General features: G+C 71.8%; 16 protein-coding genes. 5 read left to right on the forward strand and 11 right to left on the reverse strand.

The window, feature by feature from the left end; genetic code table 11:
* Positions 1-31: 31 nt before the first annotated feature.
* Together ACGIF2_RS02115 and ACGIF2_RS02120 are read right to left on the reverse strand one after the other, a co-directional pair.
* Positions 32-1,051, reverse strand: coding sequence for a site-specific tyrosine recombinase XerD (locus ACGIF2_RS02115; protein WP_396042961.1), 1,020 nt, complete (start codon positions 1,049-1,051; stop codon positions 32-34).
* Positions 1,032-1,979 carry a heme o synthase gene (locus ACGIF2_RS02120; RefSeq protein WP_396042963.1) on the reverse strand — a complete coding sequence of 316 codons (948 nt, stop codon included), beginning with the start codon at positions 1,977-1,979 and terminating at the stop codon, positions 1,032-1,034. The genes ACGIF2_RS02115 and ACGIF2_RS02120 overlap by 20 nt, the downstream gene beginning before the upstream one ends.
* Before the next feature lie 402 nt (positions 1,980-2,381).
* Here ACGIF2_RS02120 and tkt point away from each other — a divergent pair, with 402 nt between their 5' ends.
* The 5 genes from tkt to pgl are packed head-to-tail and all read left to right on the forward strand — an operon-like array spanning position 2,382 to position 8,914.
* Positions 2,382-4,556 (forward strand): transketolase, encoded by a 2,175-nt coding sequence (tkt, locus tag ACGIF2_RS02125; RefSeq protein WP_396042965.1) that lies wholly within the window; start codon positions 2,382-2,384, stop codon positions 4,554-4,556.
* A gap of 29 nt (positions 4,557-4,585) precedes the next feature.
* Complete coding sequence (gene tal / locus ACGIF2_RS02130) at positions 4,586-5,707, forward strand: transaldolase (RefSeq protein ID WP_396042967.1); 1,122 nt, start codon at positions 4,586-4,588, stop codon at positions 5,705-5,707.
* On the forward strand, positions 5,704-7,245 hold the full coding sequence (gene zwf, locus ACGIF2_RS02135) for a glucose-6-phosphate dehydrogenase (RefSeq protein ID WP_396042969.1): 1,542 nt from the start codon (positions 5,704-5,706) through the stop codon (positions 7,243-7,245). Before tal ends, zwf begins: the two co-directional genes overlap by 4 nt.
* On the forward strand, positions 7,242-8,159 hold the full coding sequence (locus ACGIF2_RS02140; RefSeq protein WP_396042971.1) for a glucose-6-phosphate dehydrogenase assembly protein OpcA: 918 nt from the start codon (positions 7,242-7,244) through the stop codon (positions 8,157-8,159). Before zwf ends, ACGIF2_RS02140 begins: the two co-directional genes overlap by 4 nt.
* Positions 8,156-8,914, forward strand: a complete 759-nt coding sequence (gene pgl, locus ACGIF2_RS02145; protein WP_396042973.1) for a 6-phosphogluconolactonase — start codon at positions 8,156-8,158, stop codon at positions 8,912-8,914. The genes ACGIF2_RS02140 and pgl overlap by 4 nt, the downstream gene beginning before the upstream one ends.
* A gap of 59 nt (positions 8,915-8,973) precedes the next feature.
* On the opposite strand, the gene ACGIF2_RS02150 is transcribed toward pgl, so the two are convergent.
* From ACGIF2_RS02150 to rapZ, 9 genes are all read right to left on the reverse strand, one after another.
* Entirely contained in the window at positions 8,974-9,435 is a 462-nt protein-coding gene (locus ACGIF2_RS02150) for a DUF5680 domain-containing protein (RefSeq protein WP_396042975.1), read from the reverse strand.
* A 178-nt stretch (positions 9,436-9,613) separates the two neighbouring features.
* On the reverse strand, positions 9,614-9,964 hold the full coding sequence (locus tag ACGIF2_RS02155; protein WP_396042977.1) for an RNA polymerase-binding protein RbpA: 351 nt from the start codon (positions 9,962-9,964) through the stop codon (positions 9,614-9,616).
* Between the two features lie 9 nt (positions 9,965-9,973).
* Entirely contained in the window at positions 9,974-10,216 is a 243-nt protein-coding gene (gene secG / locus ACGIF2_RS02160) for a preprotein translocase subunit SecG (protein ID WP_396042979.1), read from the reverse strand.
* Between the two features lie 192 nt (positions 10,217-10,408).
* Entirely contained in the window at positions 10,409-11,203 is a 795-nt protein-coding gene (tpiA, locus tag ACGIF2_RS02165; RefSeq protein WP_396042981.1) for a triose-phosphate isomerase, read from the reverse strand.
* A 3-nt stretch (positions 11,204-11,206) separates the two neighbouring features.
* On the reverse strand, positions 11,207-12,406 hold the full coding sequence (locus ACGIF2_RS02170) for a phosphoglycerate kinase (protein ID WP_396042983.1): 1,200 nt from the start codon (positions 12,404-12,406) through the stop codon (positions 11,207-11,209).
* Positions 12,407-12,532: 126 nt separating this feature from the next.
* The gene (gene gap, locus ACGIF2_RS02175; protein ID WP_396042985.1) at positions 12,533-13,540 is read right to left on the reverse strand and encodes a type I glyceraldehyde-3-phosphate dehydrogenase; all 1,008 of its coding nucleotides are present in this window, start codon (positions 13,538-13,540) and stop codon (positions 12,533-12,535) included.
* A 196-nt stretch (positions 13,541-13,736) separates the two neighbouring features.
* On the reverse strand, positions 13,737-14,717 hold the full coding sequence (gene whiA / locus ACGIF2_RS02180) for a DNA-binding protein WhiA (protein ID WP_396042986.1): 981 nt from the start codon (positions 14,715-14,717) through the stop codon (positions 13,737-13,739).
* 19 nt (positions 14,718-14,736) lie between these two features.
* Complete coding sequence (gene yvcK / locus ACGIF2_RS02185) at positions 14,737-15,714, reverse strand: uridine diphosphate-N-acetylglucosamine-binding protein YvcK (RefSeq protein WP_396042988.1); 978 nt, start codon at positions 15,712-15,714, stop codon at positions 14,737-14,739.
* Positions 15,711-16,655: an RNase adapter RapZ gene (gene rapZ / locus ACGIF2_RS02190; RefSeq protein WP_396042990.1), complete on the reverse strand. Its 945-nt coding sequence runs from the start codon at positions 16,653-16,655 to the stop codon at positions 15,711-15,713. The genes yvcK and rapZ overlap by 4 nt, the downstream gene beginning before the upstream one ends.
* Between the last annotated feature and the right edge of the window lie 7 nt (positions 16,656-16,662).

Genomic DNA, 16,662 nt, shown 5'->3' on the forward strand with positions numbered 1-16,662 from the left:
GCTGCGACAGACCGGACACGCCCGCGCGGGCTCAGCCGACGGGGTGCGTGACCGCGTCGTCGCGGTCGGGGCTGGTGCGGCGCAGCGCACGCGGGTGCGAGGTCGCGTAGACCTCGCGCAGGGTGTCGCGCGTGACCAGGGTGTAGATCTGGGTGGTCGTGACGGAGGCGTGCCCGAGCAGCTCCTGGACCACGCGCACGTCGGCACCGCCCGCGAGCAGGTGCGTCGCGAACGAGTGCCGCAGCGTGTGCGGGGAGATGTGCGTCGCCTGGGGCAGCCTGGCCCGCTCGGCCGCGGCCCGGAGCACAGCCCACGCGCTCTGCCGGCTGAGCCGCGCGCCGCGCGTGTTGAGGAACAGGGCCGGGGTGCCCCGACCCCCCGCGGCGAGCATGGGCCGGGCGCGCACCAGGTAGGCCTCGACCGCCTCGACCGCGTACGAGCCCACGGGCACGATGCGCTGCCGGTCGCCCTTGCCCGTCAGCCGCACCGCGGCGAGCCCGGGCGTGAGGTCCAGGTCGTCGACGTCGAGGCCCACGGCCTCGGAGATGCGGGCACCGGTCGAGTAGACGAGCTCGAGAAGCGCGCGGTCGCGCAGGGGCACGGCCCCCTCCCCCGCCGACGCCGCCTCGAGCAGCCGCTCGACGTCCGCTGTCGAGATCGCCTTGGGCAGCCGTCTGGGCTGGGCGGGCGGACGCACGGCGCTCGACGCGTCGGTGCCGGTGAGCCCTTCGAGCGCGCAGAACCGGTGCCAGCCGCGGACGGCGACCACGGAGCGGGCGGTCGAGGACGCCGACAGCGTCGAGCCGCCGTCGCTGCCGGTGCGCACCACGGTGACGAAGTCCTCGACGTCGGCCGGGGTCACCTCGGCCGGGGTGGTGCGACCGCGCGCGTCGAGGTGGGCGACGTAGCGGCGCAGGTCCCGCCGGTACGCCGAGAGGGTGTTCACCGAGAGCCCCCGCTCGACGGTGAGGTGGGCCAGGTAGTCGTCGACGACCCTCTGCAGCGGGCTCTCGGGCTCGGCCCGCCCGTCGTCAGAGGGGGAGGAAGACATCCACCACGATCGCGGCGCAGAGCAGCGTGAGGTAGGTGATGGACCCGTGGAACACCTTCATCGCGTCGAGCTTGCCCCGCGACGGGTCGAGCGCACGCCGGTACAGGCCCACGCACAGCGCCAGGAACCACGCGCCGAGCCCGACGGCCAGGATCGCGTAGACCCAGGTCATGCCGTAGACGGGGACCAGGAGCAGCGAGCACGCGATCATCGCGATCGTGTACGCGATCATCTGGCGGGCGACCTTGGTGTCGCCGGCCACGACCGGGAGCATCGGGACGTGCGCGGCCGCGTAGTCGCGCCGGAACTTGATCGACAGCGGCCAGTAGTGCGGCGGGGTCCAGAAGAAGATGACACCGAACAGCAGCGCCGCGGTCCACGAGACGCCCTCCGTGACGGCCGACCAGCCGATCAGCACGGGCATGCACCCGGCGGCGCCGCCCCAGACGATGTTCTGCGACGTGCGGCGCTTGAGGATCATGGTGTAGCCGACGACGTAGAGCAGGATCGCCGCGGCCGTGAGCAGCGCGGAGGGGACGTTGACGAGCACAGCGAGCCACGTGAGCGACACGACCGCGAGCAGCGAGGCGAAGACCAGCGCGGCCCGGGGGGTCAGCTCACCGGTGACGAGCGGGCGCCGCTTGGTGCGGTTCATGACCTCGTCGATGTCGCGATCGAGGTAGCAGTTGAACGCGTTCGCGGCACCGGCCGCTCCGCCTCCGCCGACCAGCGTCGCGAGCACGAGCCACAGCGACGGCAGGCCGCGCTCGGCGAGCACCATGGTCGGGATCGTGGTGACCAGGAGCAGCTCGATCACGCGCGGCTTGGTCAGCGAGACGTAGGCCGCGACCTTGCGTCGCAGCGGACCGCGCCGCCCGACCGCGCCGGTGGTGGGAGCGGGCTGGGCGTCGTCCACGGCTCCTGGCACGGCTCGTTCGTCCGCCGACGCGCCCGTGGGCACCCCGGCGTCGTCCAGTGGGGCAGGGCTCGTGATGCGCACGCGCTGCGGACTTCCGTTTCTCGAGCTGTCGGTGGGGTCGTCAACCGCCCATGCTACGTCGGCGGGCACCCCGGGACGGGTCGCCGGACCGCCCCGGGCGCCACCTGGCGGTGTGACGTCGGTCGTCTGACTCCAGATGAAATCGATTTCACGGTCGATGGGCCGACCCACGCGGGAGCACCGCGGCGAGATAGGCTCGACCCACACGGCTCTGCGTTGCGCCACCCGGCCCTCGCTCGAGACGTGTCCGGGAGCCCACCGAGGGCTGGCCGGCCAGATCGATCGGAACGCCCAGGGATGCTGAACCTCCCTCGGCGGGAATGAGGTGCGGTGAACGCGAAGGCCCCCGTGGCAGCGACAGTCGGCTGGACCGAGCTCGACAGGAAGGCCGTGGACACGATCCGCGTCCTGGCTGCCGATGCCGTGGAGAAGGTCGGCAACGGCCATCCCGGAACCGCCATCAGCCTCGCCCCCGCGGCGTATCTGCTCTACCAGAACGTGATGCGCCACGACCCCGCCGACCCGAGCTGGCTCGGTCGCGACCGCTTCATCCTCTCGGCAGGGCACTCGAGCCTGACGCAGTACCTCGAGCTCTACCTCGCGGGCTACGGCCTCGAGATCGAGGACATCGAGGCGCTGCGCACGTGGGGCTCCAAGACCCCCGGCCACCCCGAGTACAAGCACACGACCGGCGTCGAGATCACCACGGGCCCGCTCGGCCAGGGTCTCGCGAGCGGTGTCGGCTTCGCCATGGCGGCCCGGCGCGAGCGCGGTCTGCTCGACCCCGACGCGCCCGCCGGCGAGAGCCCGTTCGACCACTTCGTCTACGTCATCGCCTCGGACGGCGACCTCCAGGAGGGCGTGACCAGCGAGGCGTCCTCGATCGCCGGCACCCAGGAGCTCGGCAACCTCGTCGTGCTGTGGGACGACAACCACATCTCGATCGAGGGCGACACCGACATCGCCTTCACCGAGGACGTCCTCAAGCGCTACGAGGCCTACGGCTGGCACGTCCAGTTCGTCGACTGGACCCAGGGTGCCGACGGCTACGAGGAGAACGTCGACGCGCTGAACGCCGCGATCGAGGCGGCCAAGCAGGTCACCGACCGTCCGTCGTTCATCGGCCTGCGGACCATCATCGCGTGGCCCTCGCCGACCAAGAAGAACACGCACGGCGCGCACGGCTCCAAGCTCGGCGGCGACGAGGTCCGCGGGCTCAAGGAGGTCCTCGGCTTCGACCCCGAGAAGTCCTTCGACGTCGACCCGGCCGTCATCGCGCACACCCGCGAGCAGGTCGCCGCGCGCGCCAAGGCCGCCAAGGAGCTGTGGGACGCCCGCTACGAGGCGTGGCGTGCCGCCAACCCGGACCGTGCCGCGCTGCTCGACCGGCTCGTCGCGGGCAGGCTGCCCGACGGCTGGACCGACGCGCTGCCCACGTTCCCCGCCGGCAAGGGGATCGCGACCCGCGCGGCGTCCGGCGAGGTCCTCTCGTCGCTCGCCTCCGCGCTGCCCGAGCTGTGGGGCGGCTCGGCCGACCTCGCCGGCTCGAACAACACCACGATGAAGGGTGAGCCGTCGTTCCTCCCGACGGAGCGCTCGACCAAGGAGTTCGCGGGCAACCCGTACGGGCGCACGCTGCACTTCGGCATCCGCGAGCACGCGATGGGCTCGATCCTCACGGGCATCGCGCTGCACGGCCTCACGCGCCCCTACGGCGGCACGTTCCTCACGTTCAGCGACTACATGCGTGGTTCGGTGCGCCTCGCGTCGCTCATGGGCGTGCCGGTCGTCTACGTCTGGACGCACGACTCGATCGGTCTGGGCGAGGACGGCCCCACGCACCAGCCCGTCGAGCACCTCGCCGCGCTGCGCGCCATCCCCGGCCTCGCCGTGGTCCGTCCCGCCGACGCCAACGAGACGGTCGCGGCGTGGAAGGCGATCATCGAGAAGCCGCACGGTCCCGTGGGCCTCATCCTCACGCGCCAGAACGTGCCCACGTTCCCGCGCGGCGAGGACGGCTTCACCTCGGCCGACGGCGTCGAGCGCGGCGCCTACGTGCTGGTCGAGGCGAGCACGGGCACGCCCGACGTGATCCTCATCGGCACGGGCTCCGAGGTCCAGCTCGCGGTCGCAGCGCGTGAGGCCCTCGAGTCCCAGGGCGTGGCCACGCGCGTCGTGTCCGCACCGAGCCTGGAATGGTTCGCCGAGCAGGACGAGGCGTACCGCGAGCAGGTCATGCCGTCGTCGGTGCGGGCCCGGGTCTCGGTCGAGGCCGGACTTGCGCTCTCGTGGCACAAGATCGTCGGTGACGCCGGGCGCACGATCTCGCTCGAGCACTACGGCGCATCGGCCGCGTACGAGACGCTCTACCAGGAGTTCGGCATCACGACCGAGGCCGTGGTCGAGGCCGCGCACGAGTCGATCGCCGCAGCGGCCGGGCAGCACGCGCCCGCGTCCGACGCGGGGACGCCCACGCAGAGCGGGACCGGCGACCAGATCGTCTGACCGTCGCAGTGCCAGGAAGGGGATCCACCATGACCGAGGACCGCAGCACCGCGCTCGACCGGCTCACAGCAGCCGGCGTCGCGGTGTGGCTCGACGACCTGTCGCGCGAGCGGCTCCGCACGGGCAACCTCGCGGGACTGGTCACCGACGACGACGTCGTCGGGGTCACGACCAACCCGACGATCTTCGCGAGCGCGCTCGCGAAGGGCGACGCCTACGACGCGCAGCTCCGTGAGCTCGCGTCCGAGGGCGCCGACGTCGACCGCGCGGTCTTCGCGATCACGACCGACGACGTCCGGGAGGCAGCCGACGTGCTGCGCCCGGTGTACGACGCCACGGACGGCGTCGACGGTCGCGTCTCGATCGAGGTGGATCCCCGCCTGGCGCACGACACCCAGGGCACCATCGACGCCGCCAAGGCCCTGTGGGCAGCGGTGGACCGTCCCAACGTGTTCATCAAGATCCCCGCGACGCCCGAAGGGCTCCCGGCGATCACAGCCGTGCTCGCCGCGGGCATCAGCGTCAACGTGACGCTGATCTTCTCGCTCGAGCGGTACGCCGCGGTGATGGCGGCGTTCCTCGACGGCCTCGAGCGGGCCAGCGACAACGGCTACGACCTGCGACCCATCGGTTCGGTCGCGTCGTTCTTCGTCTCCCGCGTCGACGCCGCGATCGACCCCCGGCTCGACGCCCTCGGCACCCCCGAGGCCGCCGCGCTGCGGGGCCGGGCCGCCGTCGCCAACGCGCGGCTCGCGTACGGCCTCTACGAGGAGGTCGTGGCGGGTGACCGCTGGCAGGGTCTCGCCGAGCGCGGGGCGCACCCCCAACGTCCGCTGTGGGCCTCGACGGGCGTCAAGGACCCGGCGTACCCCGACACGAAGTACGTCGAGGAGCTCGTCGTCGCCGGCACCGTCAACACCATGCCCGAGGCGACGCTGCGCGCGTTCGCCGAGCACGGCACCGTGCGGGGCGACACCGTCTCGGGGGCGCAGGTGGAGTCGGCACGCGTCATCTCGGCCCTCGCCGGCCTCGGCATCGAGATGGACGCGGTCACCGCGCAGCTCGAGGCCGAGGGAGTGCAGAAGTTCGAGGCGAGCTGGGACCAGCTGCTCTCGACCGTCACGTCAGGACTCTCGAAGGACAACGGATGACTCCGGCGAACGTCACCGCCGACCACAACCCGCTGCGCGACCCCCGCGACCGGCGTCTGCCCCGCATCGCGGGCCCCTGCGGCCTGGTGATCTTCGGCGTCACGGGCGACCTCGCACGCAAGAAGCTCATGCCGGCCGTCTACGACCTGACCAACCGTGGCCTGCTGCCGCCCGGGTTCGCGCTCACCGGGTTCGCGCGACGCGACTGGGAGACCCAGGACTTCGCGCAGATAGTGCACGACTCGGTCAAGGAGCACGCCCGCACGCCGTTCCGTGAGGCCACCTGGCGCCAGCTCGCCGAGGGCATCCGGTTCGTGCAGGGCACGTTCGACGACGACGACGCGTTCGACCGGCTGAGCGAGACGGTCGAGGAGCTCGACAAGGACCGCGGCACCGGCGGCAACCACGCGTTCTACCTGTCCGTCCCCCCGAGCTCGTTCCCCGTGGTGTGCCGCCAGCTCGCCCGCTCGGGGCTCTCGCAGCCCCGCGAGGGCACGTGGCGCCGGGTCGTCATCGAGAAGCCGTTCGGCCACGACCTGGAGAGCGCGCGCGAGCTCAACGCCGTCGTCTCCCAGGTCTTCCGGCCCGACGACGTGTTCCGCATCGACCACTACCTCGGCAAGGAGACGGTCCAGAACCTGCTCGCGCTGCGGTTCGCGAACCAGCTGTTCGAGCCGATCTGGAACGCGCACTACGTCGACCACGTGCAGATCACCATGGCCGAGGACATCGGCATCGGCGGCCGCGCCGGGTACTACGACGGCATCGGCGCCGCACGCGACGTCATCCAGAACCACCTGCTCCAGCTGCTCGCGCTCACAGCGATGGAGGAGCCGGTCTCGTTCGACGCGGAGTCGCTGCGCGCCGAGAAGATCAAGGTGCTCTCGGCCGTCCGGTTGCCGCGCGACCTGGGTCGGCACACCTCGCGCGGGCAGTACACGGCGGGCTGGCAGGGTGGCGAACGGGTCGCCGGGTACACCGAGGAAGAGGGCTTCTCCCCCGGTTCGACGACCGAGACGTTCGCCGCCGTCCGCCTGGACATCGACACCCGGCGCTGGGCCGGCGTGCCGTTCTACCTGCGCACGGGCAAGCGGCTCGGACGCCGCGTGACCGAGATCGCCGTCGTGTTCAAGCGCGCGCCGCACCTGCCGTTCGAGTCGACCTCGACCGAGGAGCTGGGCAAGAACGCCCTGGTGATCCGGGTGCAGCCCGACGAGGGCGTCACCCTGCGCTTCGGCGCCAAGGTCCCGGGCACCGCGATGGAGGTCCGCGACGTCACGATGGACTTCGGCTACGGGCACGCGTTCACCGAGTCCTCCCCCGAGGCCTACGAGCGGCTCATCCTCGACGTGCTGCTCGGCGACCCGCCGCTGTTCCCGCGGCACGAGGAGGTCGAGCTGTCCTGGAAGATCCTCGACCCGATCACCTCGTACTGGGCCGAGCACGGCAAGCCTGACCCGTACCGCTCCGGCACCTGGGGCCCGACCTCGGCCGACGAGATGATGGCCCGCGACGGACGGCACTGGAGGATCCCGTGATCATCGACCTGCCCGACACCTCGACGCGCGCCATCAACGGGCGCCTGGTCAAGGCCCGTGACGAGGGCGGGGCGGTGGCCCTCGGTCGCGTGCTCACCCTCATCATCGACCTCGGCGGCCACGACCCCGAGGAGTCGATCGAGGCGGCCAACGACGCGAGCCGCGAGCACCCGTGCCGCATCATCGTGCTCGCCGACCAGCCCGGTCACCGTGCGGCCTCGCTCGACGCGCAGATCCGCCTGGGCGGCGACGCAGGGGCCAGCGAGGTCATCGTGCTCCGCTCCGCCGGCGCGCTGCGCAGCCACTCGGACACGCTCGTGATCCCGTTGCTGCTGCCCGACGCGCCGATCGTCGTGTGGTGGCCGTACGACGTCCCCGACGACCCGGGCGCGCACCCGCTGGGTGCGATGGCCCAGCGGCGCATCACCGACTCGGTCAACACCACCGCACCGTCGAAGGCGCTGCGGCACCTGGCCGAGGTGTACTCCGAGGGCGACTCCGACCTCGCCTGGACCCGGACGACGCTGTGGCGCGGCCTCATCGCCGCGACGCTCGACCAGGCGCCGTTCGAACCCGTCGAGCGCGCGCTCGTCTCGGGCGAGAGCAAGCACCCGTCGGTCGACCTCATGGCCGCGTGGCTCGCGGAGGCGCTCGACTGCCCCGTCGACGTCGAGCGCATCCCCGGCGCCCCGGCGATCACGCAGGTGCGGCTCGACCGCAAGGCCGGCCCGATCATCCTCGACCGGCCCGACGGCAAGACCGCGGCCCTCATCCAGCCCGGCCAGCCCGAGCACCGCATCGCGCTGCCGATCCGTCAGCTGCGCGAATGCCTGTCCGAGGAGCTGCGGCGCCTCGACCCCGACGAGGTCTACGGCGAGGTGCTCCGCACCGGGCTCGCGAAGGTCCAGTCGTGAGCGAGCGGCTCGTGGTGGTCCACCCCGACGCCGCTGTCCTCGTCGAGGCCACCGCGGCGCGGCTGCTCACGCGCCTGCTGGACCTGCAGTCGCAGCGACGGCCCGTGCACGTGGTGCTCACGGGCGGCACGGTGGGCATCGCGACGCTCGCCGCCGTCGCGCACGACCTGGTGCGCACCGCCGTCGACTGGTCGGGCGTGCACCTCTGGTGGGGCGACGAGCGGTTCCTGCCCTCGGGTGACGGCGACCGCAACGAGACCCAGGCCCGCGACGCGCTGCTGCGCTCGCTCGGCTCGGCGCTGCCCGACGTCAACGTGCACCCGGTGCCGGCCCTCGGCGGTGACGTGCGCACCCCGGAGCGAGCTGCCGAGCTGTACGCCGCGGAGCTGGCCCGTTTCGCCGCGCCCGGTGCGACCTCGCCCGCGTTCGACGTGCTCATGCTGGGGATGGGGCCCGACGGCCACGTCGCGTCGCTGTTCCCCGGGCACGAGGCCCTCGCGGTCGAGGGCGTCGCCGCGACCGGCGTGCACGGCTCCCCCAAGCTCCCTGCCGAGCGGGTCTCGCTGACGTTCGACGCCATCCGTGGCGCCCGCGAGGTGTGGGTCGTCGCAGCGGGCCCGGAGAAGGCCCAGGCGGTCGCCTCAGCGCTCTCGGGCGCCCCGGTCGACCAGACGCCCGCTGCGGGGGCCTCCGGCTCCGAGCGGACGCTGTGGTTGCTCGACGCCGCGGCGGCCGGCACCGAGCCCGACGCCTGACGGCTGGTCCGGTGGCAGTCCCTGGTGAGGGGCCCGCCACCGGCTCGCTCACGTCCGGCTCACGGCCGCACGAGGCCGCCGTGGTAGACGAGCTCGTAGACGCGCACGCCCGCCCGCTCGATCCACTCCTTGCCCTCGAAGTGCGTCACGTCCCCCGTGCTCGTGTCGGTGTAGACGTCCTCGCCCTGCGTCGAGCGGAATCCGCCCAGGAACCGCCCCTCACCGTAGAGCTCGGTGAGCGAGGCCTTGATGACCTGCCCCGCACGGCCCGCGTCGATCAGGTCGGGCCGCAGCAGGTACCCGTAGTAGCCCATCGACCACACGGGCCGCCCCTCGAACGTCACGACCTCCTGGCCCAGGAAGTCGCTGCCGCCCACGTAGCTGTCGAGGTAGCCGTAGTCCCCCTCGGCGTAGGTCAGGTCCACGGTCCCGGGTCGGGACCCTGCAGCGGCGGCACCTGACCCTGCGTAGGTGGCCGTCTTGGCCCGCACGACGACCTGCTCGAGCTCGCTGACCTGCATCGTTGCACCTTTCTCGGAGGAGCGTCGACCGTAGCGCGGGGCACCCACACGACCCCCGGGGCGCTCTGCCCAGGCGCGGTCGCCGGACGCACGACGCACGACGAGCGCCTGCCCCGGAGGGCAGGCGCTCGTCGTCACACGGTCGGAGCCACGCAGCGCTGCGCGGCGGACCGGTCGTTCAGCGGCGTCCTCGACGTGCTCGCAGCGCAGCCAGCGCCTCGTCGAGTATCGCCTCGCCGTCCTCGTCCGAACGACGCTCCTTCACATAGGCGAGGTGCGTCTTGTACGGCTCGTTGCGCGACGGCGACGGAGGGTTCTCCTGGTCCTGTCCACCGGGGAAACCACACCGGGGGCAGTCCCACGTCTCGGGCGCCTCGGCGGCGGCCTCCTCGGCAAAGCTCGGGCGCGTCTCGTGCCCGTTCGCGCACCAGTACGAGATCCAGATGCGAGGCGCGCTGTCGCCCCGCTCGGCCTCGCCCATGGGGCCGGCACCGACCCGCGATCCCCTGATCGCGCTACCACTGGCCACGGGACTCCCTCAGCTCACGCGCTGGATCAGGCCCAGCAGGATGATGATGACCGCCCACGTGACCGCGACGGTCACAGTGATGCGGTTCAGGTTGCGCTCGGCGACTCCCGAGCTGCCCGCGCTCGAGGTGATGCCGCCGCCGAACATGTCGGACAGGCCGCCGCCGCGCCCCTTGTGCAGCAGGACGAGAGGGATCAGCAGGAAGCTGGCGAGCACCAGCAGGACCTGGAGGGTGATGCGCAGGGCGTCCACGTCGGGGGTCTGTCCTCACTCGTGCGGGGCGTCACCAAGAGGTGATCGGGTCAAGACTAGGCGATCCAGCGTAGGTGACGGCGCAACGAACGCCAAGAACATGGCGGCGCACGGTGCGGTGCCTGTCACCCAGCAGCGGGTGTGCGGACCGGGGTCCCGGCCCGCACACCCACGCCACGGGTCGTGCAGAGGTCAGAGACCGACCTCGTGCGCCTGGAAGCGCGCGATCTTCGCGAACTCCTCGGCGTCGAGGCTCGCACCGCCGACGAGCGCGCCGTCGACGTCGGGCTTGGCCATGATCGACGCGACGTTGCTCGACTTCACCGAGCCGCCGTACAGCACGCGCACGGCGTCGGCGATCTCCTGGCCGTACATCTCGGCCAGCTTGCCGCGGATCGCGCCACAGACCTCCTGCGCGTCCTCGGGGGTCGCGACCTCGCCCGTGCCGATGGCCCAGACGGGCTCGTACGCGATGACGACGGTCGCGGCCTGCTCGGCCGTGATGCCCGCGAGCGAGCCCTCGAGCTGCGTGAGCGTGTACGGCACCTGCTCGCCGGCCTTGCGGACGTCGAGGCCCTCGCCGACGCACACGATCGGGACGATGCCCGAGCCGAAGGCAGCGACGGCCTTGGCCGCGACGACCGCGTCCGACTCGTGGTGGTACTCGCGACGCTCCGAGTGACCGACCGTCACGTACGTGACGCCCAGCTTCGCGAGCTGCGTCGCCGAGATCTCACCGGTGTACGCGCCGCTGGCGTGCTGCGAGACGTCCTGCGCGCCGTAGCCGAGCTCGAGCTTGTCGGCGTCCACGAGCGTCTGCACGGAGCGGATCGACGTGAACGACGGCAGCACGACGACCTCGGTGGTCGCGTAGTCGAACTTGCCGTCCTTGAGCGTCCAGGCCAGCTTCTGCACCAGGTGGATGGCCTCGTTGTGGTCGAGGTTCATCTTCCAGTTGCCTGCGATGAGCGGGATACGAGTCGTCATGGCTCAGCCCTCCAGAACTGCGATGCCGGGGAGGGACTTGCCCTCGAGGAACTCCAGGCTGGCGCCGCCACCCGTGGAGATGTGGCCGAACGCTGCCTCGTCGAAGCCGAGCACGCGCACGGCTGCGGCGGAGTCGCCACCGCCGACGATCGTGAAGGCACCGTTCTCGCCAGCCTCGACGAGCGCCTGCGCGATGGCACGCGTGCCGTGCGAGAACTCAGCGAACTCGAAGACGCCCGCGGGGCCGTTCCACACGACGGTCTTCGCGTCGAGGATCTTCTCGCGGAACAACTCCCGCGACGCCGGGCCGATGTCCAGACCGATGCGGTGGTCCGGGATGGCGTCGGCAGCGACGTCGTCGTGCGGCGAGTCAGCGGCGAACGCGTCCGCGACCACGATGTCCGTGGGCAGCACGATCTCGACGCCGAGCTCCTCGGCCTTGGCCAGGTAGCCCTTGACCGTGTCGATCTGGTCGGCCTCGAGCAGCGAGGCGCCGACCGAGTAGCCCTTGGCGGCGAGGAACGTGAAGACCATGCCGCCACCGATGAGCAGGCGGTCGGCCTTGGTCAGCAGGTTCGCGATCACGCCGAGCTTGTCGGAGACCTTGGAGCCGCCGAGCACCACGACGTACGGGCGCTCGGGGTTCTCGGTCGCCTTCTTGAGCGAGTCGACCTCCTTGAGGACGAGCAGACCCACGGCGGACGGGAGCTTCTGCGCGACGTCGTACACCGACGCCTGCTTGCGGTGCACCACACCGAAGCCGTCCGACACGAACGCGTCGGCCAGCGCCGCGAGGTCCTCGGCGAGGGCGGCGCGCTCGGCGTCGTCCTTCGAGGTCTCGCGGGGGTCGAAGCGGATGTTCTCGAGCAGGGCGATCTGGCCGTCCTGCAGCGCTGCGACGGTCGCCTTGGCGGAGTCGCCGACGACGTCCTCGGCGAGTGCGACGGGCTGGCCGAGCAGCTCGCTCAGGCGCTCGGCGACGGGGGCCAGGGAGTACTTCGCCTCGGGAGCACCCTTGGGGCGTCCCAGGTGGGCTGCGACGACGACGCGCGCGCCCTTCCCGAGCAGCGTCGTGAGCGTGGGCAGCGCCGCGCGCACCCGGCCGTCGTCCGTGATCGTCGTGCCGTCGAGCGGCACGTTGAAGTCGGAGCGGACGAGGACGGTCTTGCCCCGCAGGTCCCCGAGATCCTCGATGGTCTTCATGGCGTTCTCATTCCTCACAGGGGCCGCGTCAACGACCCGGGACATGACAGCGTCCGCGTGCGCCTCGGACCCGAAGGCCGCGGGGCGCACGCGGACGCATGGTCGTGCTACGTCAGGGTCGACGTGTCAGAGACGCTCGCCGACGTAGACCGTGAGGTCCACGAGACGGTTCGAGTAGCCCCACTCGTTGTCGTACCAGCCGACGACCTTGACCTGGTCGCCGATCACCTTGGTGAGCTTGGCGTCGAAGATGCACGAGGCCGGGTCGGTGACGATGTCCGACGACACGATCTCGTCCTCGGTGTAGACCAGGATGCCCTTGAGCGCCTCGGTCTCGGAGGCGGCCTTGATCGCGGCGTTGACCTCAGCGGCGGTGACCTCGCGGCCGGCCGTGAACGTCAGGTCCGTGGCAGAGCCGGTCGGGACCGGGACGCGCAGCGCGTAGCCGTCGAGCTTGCCCTTGAGCTGCGGGAGCACGAGGGCGACAGCCTTGGCGGCACCCGTCGAGGTCGGGACGATGTTGACCGCAGCGGCACGCGCACGACGAAGGTCGCGGTGCGGGCCGTCCTGCAGGTTCTGGTCACCCGTGTACGCGTGGATCGTGGTCATGAGGCCACGCTCGATGCTGAAGGCCTCGTCGAGGACCTTGGCCATCGGCGCGAGGCAGTTCGTGGTGCACGACGCGTTGGAGATGATGTGCTGCGTCGCGGCGTCGTAGTCCTGCTCGTTGACGCCGACGACGAACGTGCCGTCCTCGTTCTTGGCCGGAGCCGAGATGATGACCTTCTTGGCGCCGGCGTCGAGGTGAGCCTTCGCCTTGGTCGCGTCAGTGAAGAAGCCGGTCGACTCGATGACGATGTCGACGCCCAGCTCGGCCCACGGCAGCAGCGCGGGGTCGCGCTCCTCGAGGGCACGGATGGCCTTGCCGTCCACGATGATCGACGACTCGTCGTAGGTGACCTCGGCGGGGAGGCGACCCAGGACGGAGTCGTACTTCAGCAGGTGCGCCAGGGTCTTGTTGTCCGTGAGGTCGTTGACAGCGACGACGTCGATGTCCGCCCCGGACGCCAGGATGGCCCGGTAGAAGTTACGTCCGATACGGCCGAAGCCGTTGATACCGACGCGGATGGTCACTTGCCCTCCTCGGCAGCGCCGACGGAGTCGGCGCACACAGTTACGGTGATTGACTTGCACGCACGCCGATGTGCGCCGCCGGTGCCCACGAAGAAGACGAACCGCATCCCCCTTGGCCTTCGCCGGGCCACCGGATGCGATGAGCCTATACCCGTGACGGCCATCACGCCGGGACCTAGGTCTACGGCGCGACGTGTCAGAGGTCCAGGAGCTCCGGGCTCAGGCCGGCCTCGGTGTCCGGTATGCCGAGCTCGGCGGCGCGCTTGTCCGCCGTCGCCAGCAGACGCCGTATGCGCCCCGCGACGGCGTCCTTCGTGAGCACCGGGTCGGCCAGCTTGCCCAGCTCCTCGAGCGAGGCCTCCTTGTGCGCGAGCCTCAGCTCGCCCGCCTCACGCAGGTGTTCGGGCAGGTCGGCGCCGAGGATCTCGAACGCCCTCTCGACGCGCGCGCCCGCGGCGACCGCGGCACGGGCCGAGCGGCGAAGGTTCGCGTCGTCGAAGTTCGCGAGCCGGTTGGCGGTGCCGCGCACCTCGCGGCGCACGCGCCGCTCCTCCCACACCAGCATCGTGTCGTGGGCGCCCAGCCTCGCGAGCATCGCGCTGATCGCGTCGCCGTCACGGATCACCACCCGGTCCACGCCACGCACCTCGCGGGCCTTGGCCGCGATGCCGAGCCGGCGTGCCGCACCCACCAGCGCGAGGGCGGCCTCGGGCCCCGGGCAGGTCACCTCGAGGGCCGACGACCGGCCGGGCTCGGTCAGCGAGCCGTGCGCCAGGAAGGCCCCGCGCCACGCCGCCTCGGCCTCGCCGACACCGGCAGACACGACCTGGGGCGGCAGCCCTCGGACGGGGCGTCCGCGGTTGTCGAGCAGGCCGGTCTGCCGCGCGAGCGACTCACCGTCCTTGACGACCCGCACCACGTACCGGCTCCCCCGCCGCAGCCCGCCCGCCGAGATCACGATCACGTCGCTGCCGTGGCCGTAGACCTCCGAGATCGCCTGCCGCAGCCGACGCGCGGCGATGCCGGTGTCGAGCTCCGCCTCGATCACGATCCGGCCCGAGATGATGTGCAGACCACCCGCGAACCGGAGCATGGCCGACACCTCGGCCTTGCGGCAGGACGTCTTGTCGACCTGGAGCCGTGCGAGCTCGTCCTTCACCTGTGCCGTCAGCGCCATGGCGACATCTTGCCATTCTCTAGGAGTCCCCCGTGCGCGTCCCCACGTCTCCGAGATAGTCGTCGACCACGTCGCGCAGCGCCGCAGCCAGGCGCAACGGATCGTGACGGGGAGACCCGTCGCTGCTGCCGACCTGGCGCAGGAGCAGCCGCGCCCCGATCGCGGCCGTGCGCTCGACGAGCACGCCGACGTCCTCGACGGCCCCGGGGTCGGCCACCACCGCGTCGATGCGGAGGTCGGGCGCATGCCGGAGCAGCACGTCGATGTAGTCCTCCGCGCGCATGCCGTCGGTCTCGCCCGCGTCAGGGGCCAGGTTGAGCACGAGGATGCGGCCGGCCGACGTGCGGTGCAGCGCCGCCGCGAGGTCGGGGACGAGCAGATGCGGCAGCACCGACGTGAACCACGAGCCGGGCCCGAGCACGACCCAGTCGGCCCCGTCGACCGCGGCGACGGCCTCCGCGCACGCCGGAGGGGCGTCGGGCACCAGGCGCACGCTCGTGATCCGCTCACCGACCACGGCGACGGCGCTCTGGCCCCGGACCACGCCGATGGTCCCGTCGCCCTTGTCGACGTCCGCCTCGATCTCGAGCGGCACCGCAGCCATGGGGAGCACCCGGCCGCGCGCACCCAGCAGCCGACCCACCCAGTCGAGGCCCTCGACGGTGTCCCCCAGCAGCTCCCACAACGCCACGATCAGCAGGTTGCCGACCGCGTGGCGGTCGAGGTCCCCCGACGACGAGAAGCGGTGCTGCAGCACGTCGCGCCAGGTGCGCCCCCACTCGGTGTCGTCGCACAGCGCCGCGAGCGCCATCCGCAGGTCACCCGGGGGCAGCACCCCCAGCTCGTCGCGCAGCCGCCCCGACGAGCCGCCGTCGTCGGCCACGGTGACCACGGCGGTCAGCTGGTCCGACATCAGACGCAGCGCCGACAGCGTCGCCGAGAGCCCGTGCCCCCCACCCAACGCGACGAACGACGGACCGGCAGGCACCAGGCTCACTCCTTCCCGAGGTCTCGGGCGGAGACGGTCACCCGCAGACCACGGTCACGCAGCCGGGCTGCGATCGCCTCGCTGATCGCGACCGAGCGGTGCTTGCCGCCGGTGCACCCGACGGCGATCGTCAGGTACCGCTTCTCCTCCTGCACGTACCCGGCCAGCGCCGGCTCGAGCGCGTCGACGTAGCGCTCGACGAACGTCGTCGCCCCCGGCAGGCCCAGCACGTAGTCCCGCACGGGCGCGTCCCGGCCCGAGAGGTGGCGCAGCTCCGTGATCCAGTACGGGTTCGCGAGGAACCGCACGTCCACGACGTGGTCCGCGTCGAGCGGCAGCCCGTACTTGAAGCCGAACGAGACCACGTTGACGCGCAGCGTGTCCGAGCTGCCGCCCGCGACGGCTGCCCGGATCTCGCGTGCGAGGTCGTGGACGTTGAGGTCCGACGTGTCGATCAGCACGTCCGCGCGCTCGCGCGTGCTGCGCAGCATGGCCCGCTCGGCGCCGATCCCGTCGAGGATGCGGCCGTCTCCCTGGAGCGGGTGCGGGCGCCGCACCTGCTCGAAACGCCGCACGAGCACCTCGTCCGACGCGTCCAGGAACAGGATCCGGTAGTCGATGCCGGCCTCGCCGAGCCCCGACAGCACCTGCTCGAGGTCGGCGAAGAACTCGCGACCGCGCACGTCCACGACCGCACCGAGGCGCTGCGGCTGGGCGCCCCCCGTGCCGTGCGTCATGAGACCCACCAGGTGCGTGAGCATCTGGGCCGGGAGGTTGTCGACCACGTACCAGTCGAGGTCCTCCAGGACGGCGGCCGCGCGCGTGCGCCCGGCGCCTGACATCCCCGTGATGATCAGGACCTCGGGCGTCTTCAGGCGCGGAGCCTCGGCGGCGGCCTCGAGGGCCGGGATGCCGGCAGGAACGGTGATGGGAGAAGGCTCGTCCGACATGGCCCCA

It is taken from the genome of Cellulomonas sp. P22, assembly GCF_044392165.1.

Excerpts from the sequence above, each read along its gene's own strand:
- ACGIF2_RS02150 (WP_396042975.1), bottom strand. The coding sequence starts at position 9,435 with ATGCAGGTCAGCGAGCTCGAGCAGGTCGTCGTGCGGGCCAAGACGGCC.
- whiA (WP_396042986.1), bottom strand. The coding sequence starts at position 14,717 with ATGGCGCTGACGGCACAGGTGAAGGACGAGCTCGCACGGCTCCAGGTC.
- zwf (WP_396042969.1), top strand. The coding sequence starts at position 5,704 with ATGACTCCGGCGAACGTCACCGCCGACCACAACCCGCTGCGCGACCCC.
- tal (WP_396042967.1), top strand. The coding sequence starts at position 4,586 with ATGACCGAGGACCGCAGCACCGCGCTCGACCGGCTCACAGCAGCCGGC.
- rapZ (WP_396042990.1), bottom strand. The coding sequence starts at position 16,655 with ATGTCGGACGAGCCTTCTCCCATCACCGTTCCTGCCGGCATCCCGGCC.
- tpiA (WP_396042981.1), bottom strand. The coding sequence starts at position 11,203 with ATGACGACTCGTATCCCGCTCATCGCAGGCAACTGGAAGATGAACCTC.
- ACGIF2_RS02115 (WP_396042961.1), bottom strand. The coding sequence starts at position 1,051 with ATGTCTTCCTCCCCCTCTGACGACGGGCGGGCCGAGCCCGAGAGCCCG.
- ACGIF2_RS02170 (WP_396042983.1), bottom strand. The coding sequence starts at position 12,406 with ATGAAGACCATCGAGGATCTCGGGGACCTGCGGGGCAAGACCGTCCTC.